Consider the following 5,790-nt stretch of genomic DNA (forward strand, 5'->3'; position numbering starts at 1 on the left):
AGGTAAGCGGGTGGGTGAACTGAAAGATTGCTTTCGCGAGCAAGCCCGCTCCCACATGTGATCTTCAGCGTGTCCAAAATATATAAAAACAATACAGGTCCCTTGCGATGCACAATCAGATTGCCAGCTTTCGTGCGGCACTCGACGCCCGTCCGGTGTCGCGCTATCAGTGGTTGATTCTCCTGTTGCTGGCACTGTTGCTGGTCACCGACGGCTACGACGCCCAGGTCCTGGGCTACGTAGTACCGGCGCTGGCCAAGGACTGGGGCCTGGAAAAAGCCGCGTTCGGCCCGGTGTTCAGCGCCAACCTGCTGGGGCTGACGCTGGGCTCCCTGGCCGTCACGCCGCTGGCGGATCGCTTCGGGGTGCGGCGCATCCTGCTGTGCTGTGTGTTGATCTACGCCAGCCTCACGGTGCTGATGGTGTTCGCCAACTCTCTCAATACCTTGATGGCCGCCCGCTTTATCTGCGGCATCGGCATGGGCGGTGCAATGCCCAGCGCCATGGCCTTGATGTCGGAATACTCACCACCCCGCCTGCGAACATTGATGGTGACGCTCGCCGCCTGTGGCTTCTCTTTCGGCGGTGCGGCCGGTGGTTTTGTCGCGGCCGGGTTTATCGACAGCTTCGGCTGGCAGGCGGTGTTCCTCGCCGGTGGTGTGACGCCATTGCTGTTGTTTCCGTTTCTTGCCTGGATGTTGCCCGAATCCCTGCCACGCCTGCTGCGTGATGCACCGCCGTATGCGCGCCTGCAAAAAGTCACCGCGCGAATGCTGCCAGGCTGGCAACCGCCGCCAGCGAGCGAGGCTGAAAACCGCCAGGAGCAAGGCAGCAAACTGACGGTGGTGGAGCTGTTCCGCCATGGTTATGCGCGCCCGACCTTGCTGCTGTGGGCGACGTTTTTTGTCAGCCTGATCCTGCTGTATTTCATGATCAGCTGGCTGCCTTCGCTGTTGCTGGAAAGCGGCCTGGGCCTGAACGAAGCCAATCTGGTGACCTCGATGTTCCTGTTCGCCGGGACACTGGGCGCCATCGGCATGGCCTGGTTTGCCGACCGGCTCAAAAGCAAAGTACGCCTACTGTCCGGCGTGCTGGCAGCGGCTGCGGTGTGCACCATCCTGCTGGGGCTGAATCACGACAATCCGCGCTATCTGGTGGCCTGCGTGTTTGCGGCGGGCTTCTGCATCATCGGCGGTCAACTGACCCTGAACGCGTTCGCCAGTAACTTCTACCCGGCTCACGTGCGGGCCACCGGTACAGGCTGGGCGCTGGGTGTCGGGCGGTTCGGGTCGATCCTGGGGCCGCTGTTCGGCAGCCTTCTGCTGGCGATGCACATACCGGTGCAGCAGATTTTCTTCTTCTGCGCGATTCCGGCGGTGATAGCGGCGTTGTTGATTATCCAGGTGCGCTCGCCAGTCAATGCACCACAGAGTTCGGCGGCAAATGCCCCAGCCGTTCGGTCAGGCGTAGACGCTGGATCGGGTCTTCGCTGAGCATCAACGCGTGTTCCAGGTCAAAACGCTCGGCGTTCGGGCAATCCAGGCGCTGATACAAACTGGCCCGGGCCAGGTAATCGGCGGCGCTGGCATTGCCCAGCTCCAGCACGCGTTCGGCATCCACCAGAGCGGCCAGGTGGTCGTCGTTGGACAGGTGCAACTGGCGCAGATTACGCGACAGCCGTTGCAGGATCGATCGCGGCTCGGCGGTGTGCAGGTGGTCGGCCTGCAACTTGAGATTGGGCCCGTATTGGCGGGTCAGCAGGTCGCGGCAATCGTTGGGGTACAGGCGTCGGCCGCCGCAGGGGTCGAGCAGGTGATCGGCGCCCGGCACCCGCAACAGGAAGTGCCCCGGGAAGTTGACGCCCACCAGCGGAATGTCCAGGCGCCGCGCCAGCTCCAGGGCAATCAGCCCGAGAGCCAGCGGCTGCCCGCGTTTACGCTTCAACACCTTGTCCAGCAGCGCGGCGGCGGGGCGCAGCGGGGTGTGGTCATCCTGGGCGAACCCCAGGTCGTTCATGCGCCGCAACAACGGTTGTCCGAGTTCATCCGCCGGCAGCATCGGCATGCTGAGGCTGACCAATTGCTGCAATACCTTGAAGTCCTGCAGGATGGCCAAGGGGTCCACCGCCGGGTCGTGCTCGGCCGCCATCCACAGCGCGGCTTCAAACAGCGCGGGCGGTGACCGTTCCAGGCAGGCAAAAAAGGCGTCGCGGGGCTTCATTGGGTTCTCCGGCGGATGTCTCGTTTTAGCCTTGCTGTGAACTTTCGTCCAGTGCCTTAAGACAGGTCCTACCTGTTTATGTCGCAAACCCTTTAAAACCGGTGGTCTTATTCCTGCGCGCTTCAGCAGGGTTTCGCTGGCAGTCCTATACTTGGCGCCTACCAGAAGTGATTCGGGAGCTTGACGATGTTTGCGCTCATGCACAGCACCCGCCTTGAATCGCTGCACCTGAGCGTTGACCCGGCCACCGGGTTGAAGGCGGTCATTGCCATCCACAACAGCCGCCTGGGTCCCGCCCTTGGAGGCTGCCGGTACCTCTCTTACCCCGACGATGAAAGTGCCGTGGCGGATGCCGCGCGCCTGGCGCAGGGCATGAGCTACAAGGCCGCGCTGGCCGGTTTGCCGGTGGGTGGCGGCAACGCGGTGATCATCCGCCCCGCCCATGTGGAAAGCCGCGCGGCATTGTTTGAAGCCTTCGGCCGCTGCGTCGAGCAGCTGGATGGCCGCTACATCACCGCCATCGACAGCGGCACCTCGGTGGCCGACATGGATTGCATCGCCCAGCAGACCCGCTATGTCACCAGCACCACGGCGGCCGGCGATCCCTCGCCCCACGCGGCGATGGGCGTGTTCGCCGGCATCCGCACCACCGCGATGGCTCGCCTGGGCAGCGATAATCTGGAAGGTCTGCGCGTGGCGATCCAGGGCCTGGGCAACGTCGGTTATGCCCTGGCCGAGCAGCTGCACGCCGCCGGGGCTGAATTGCTGGTGAGCGACATCGACCACGGCAAGGTGCAACTGGCGATGGAACAACTGGGTGCGCACCCGATTGCCAACGAAGCCTTGCTCAGCACCCCATGCGATATCCTTGCGCCCTGCGGTGTGGGCGCGGTGTTCAACCGCTACACGGTCGCGCAGTTGCGATGCGCAGCGGTGGCCGGCTCCGCCAGTGCGCAACTGACCAACCTGCAAGTGGCCGATCAGTTGGAAGGCCGTGGGATTCTTTACGCGCCGGACTACGTGATCAACTCCGGTGGGCTGATCTACGTGGCTCTCAAGCACGGCGGCGCGGAGCTGGAAACCATCACCGCGCACCTGTCGAACATCGGCACGCGCCTGACCGAAATCTTCGCCCATGCCCAGGCTGAAAAACGCTCACCCGCGCGGGTAGCGGATGAGCTGGCGGAGCGCTTGCTGTACCGCTGAGGCGGGTCAAAGCTGATATTTCTCCCGGGCCAGTTGGCCCACGCCCATACGATCAAGGATGTGCATCGGGCACAGAATCGTGACCCGCACGGTTCCCGGCAGGCGGCTGATTTCAATCGAGCCGTTGATGGTCGCGCGGTTGCGCACTTCGTCGAGCGGCAGCCCGGTCACGGCGGCTGCGCGTTCCAGTCCGTTGTCTGTCGCGACGTTGAGATTGGTCCCACTGCCGATGAAGGTGATGGGCGCGTTCTCCTCGATCTCCACCTGGCCCCAGCGCTCCCCCAGTGCCTTCACCCGCAGGCGTTGCTCCGCGGTCATCGGGCGCGCCATGGGCGGCAGGTCATCGAGGTTTTGCAGCAGGATCGGCCCGTCCAGGCTCAGGCCCTTGATCACCTGCACCGTCAGTTCGGTTTCCCCCGACACATCGGTGGCATGCCCGGCAATTTCGCCATTGCCCTGTTGAGCATGCATATCGCCCATGTACACCCCGGCGCCGGGGACCTTCACCGGGCAGATCAGGATGCAGCCTTCGCGCACTGAGTTTGTGTCCATGTGGCCATCGGTTTTCGCGGCGTGCAGTTCATCGTGGGTCATGCTGTAGCGATGGGGCGCGCCCACCAGGTACTGGCCGAAGTCGCCGCAGTTGTGGGAATCCGGCAGATCCCGTGAAGGCGTGGTGCCGATGTTGCCCAGGAATGGGCGCATATGCGCGGCCAGGCCCGGGATATCGGCGCGGGCCAGGGAAAGGATCGAATGCTGGGCAGACAGTTCGGGCAGCGCCGACAGGTCCGATGCCTTGCCGGCCAGGCGATCCGCCACGGCCTGGTTGACCGTCAGGCTCACCTGATGCTCGGCATCCAGAACGATCACGTAACCATTGCTGAAACGAAACGCACTGACCTCGGCGCCACAGGCATCGCAACGAATGGCGTCATCGCCAATGCCTTCGACGTGGCTGGCGGGATGCTCTTGCCCGCAGTTGGAGCAGAACTTCGCGACGAACGGGTCGCCATGGTAGCGACCTTCGACAAAACTCATGACCCCCGAGGACGTGGCCAGGGAGGTGACGCGCATGCGCTTGATCTTCAGCGCCACCGCGTCGCCGATGTCGGCGCCGGCGATGAACACGGGCTGGGTCACTTCATGGCCACCCTCAAAGGCCGGCGTGATCATCGGGCCCCAGCAACCGGGCGGGGTGCCGGTGATCAAGGTGCCACCGTCGGCCAGCGGGCCGAGCATTTTCTGGCTGGGGCCGAGCAGCCCATTGGTGTAGGAGGTGACGGTGAGACGGTCAACAGAAGGGAGGTTATTCATTTTATTTTCCGGGCCCTGGGTGATTGAATGTTGAACAGGCTTCATCACTTAAGCGCCGATGTGTATCTGTCGTGTGTCGCGCTGCCGCGATTGCCGGTACGTGTGTATCTCAGGGGCATCCATACACACTCTGATACACCCGCAGTGGCGGACACGTGCAAATACAGATATCTCTGTTATCGGCTTATTTTTTCAAACCCATCAGAACGAGGTTGGCATGTCCAAACAAACAGCAGGGCGCTCCAGCGGGCGCATGATCACCTTCAAACGCCCGGATGGCGCGGACGTCAACGGCTACCTGGCCAGCCCGGCGGTACTCGAAGGCGCGCCGGCGATCGTGGTGATCCAGGAATGGTGGGGCGTAAACGATCAGATCAAGGGCGTGGCCAATCGACTGGCCGAATGCGGTTACCGCGTGTTGGTGCCGGACCTTTATCGCGGCGCGTCGACCGTGGAAGAGGAAGAGGCTCACCACCTGATGGATGGGCTGGATTTTGGTGACGCGGTTTCCCAGGACATCAAGGGGGCTGTGCAGTACTTGCAGGCGGATTCGAAAAAAGTCGGTGTGACCGGTTACTGCATGGGCGGGGCGTTGACATTGCTGGCGTTGAACGCGATTCCGGAAGTGGCTGCGGGCGTGGTGTGGTACGGCTTCCCGCCGCTGGAGTATCTGGATGCTTCGAAGATCAAGGCGCCGCTGATCGGGCACTGGGGCACGCAGGATGCCTTCTTCAATATCGACACCGTGGCGGAGCTGGAGTCAAAACTGCATGCTGCGGGTGTGGACGCGACTTTCCATCGCTACCTGGCGCGCCATGCGTTTGCCAACGAGACGGCGATTGGTGATGGTCGGATTGCAGACACGCAATACGATGCCGCCTGGTCGCAACTGGCGTGGGACCGCACGTTGACGTTCTTCGGCAAGACCTTGTGGCAGGCATGACACATGTGAAAGGCATCAACGCATAACCTGTGGCGAGGGAGCTTGTTGTGGTGAGGGAGCTTGCTGTGGCGAGGGAGCTTGCTCCCGCTGGAGTGCGCAGCGCTCCC

General features: G+C 62.8%; 5 protein-coding genes. 3 read left to right on the top strand and 2 right to left on the bottom strand.

Going from position 1 to position 5,790, the window contains the following annotated elements:
* The first annotated feature begins 107 nt into the window (after positions 1-107).
* On the top strand, positions 108-1,493 hold the full coding sequence (locus tag ACW9I6_RS30210; RefSeq protein ID WP_087695182.1) for an MFS transporter: 1,386 nt from the start codon (positions 108-110) through the stop codon (positions 1,491-1,493).
* Here ACW9I6_RS30210 and ACW9I6_RS30215 read toward each other — a convergent pair.
* The gene (locus tag ACW9I6_RS30215) at positions 1,417-2,220 is read right to left on the bottom strand and encodes a SirB1 family protein (protein ID WP_003212796.1); all 804 of its coding nucleotides are present in this window, start codon (positions 2,218-2,220) and stop codon (positions 1,417-1,419) included. The two genes, ACW9I6_RS30210 and ACW9I6_RS30215, sit on opposite strands and share 77 nt — an antisense overlap.
* A 186-nt stretch (positions 2,221-2,406) precedes the next feature.
* Between ACW9I6_RS30215 and ACW9I6_RS30220 the strand changes: the two genes are divergently transcribed.
* On the top strand, positions 2,407-3,426 hold the full coding sequence (locus ACW9I6_RS30220; protein ID WP_457340158.1) for a Leu/Phe/Val dehydrogenase: 1,020 nt from the start codon (positions 2,407-2,409) through the stop codon (positions 3,424-3,426).
* Between the two features lie 6 nt (positions 3,427-3,432).
* Here ACW9I6_RS30220 and ACW9I6_RS30225 read toward each other — a convergent pair whose 3' ends face one another.
* Complete coding sequence (locus ACW9I6_RS30225) at positions 3,433-4,740, bottom strand: acetamidase/formamidase family protein (protein WP_087695181.1); 1,308 nt, start codon at positions 4,738-4,740, stop codon at positions 3,433-3,435.
* Positions 4,741-4,957: 217 nt separating this feature from the next.
* Here ACW9I6_RS30225 and ACW9I6_RS30230 point away from each other — a divergent pair, with 217 nt between their 5' ends.
* On the top strand, positions 4,958-5,683 hold the full coding sequence (locus tag ACW9I6_RS30230; protein WP_087695180.1) for a dienelactone hydrolase family protein: 726 nt from the start codon (positions 4,958-4,960) through the stop codon (positions 5,681-5,683).
* The last annotated feature ends 107 nt before the right edge of the window (positions 5,684-5,790 follow it).

Source organism: Pseudomonas sp. SDO5522_S412 (assembly GCF_054071215.1).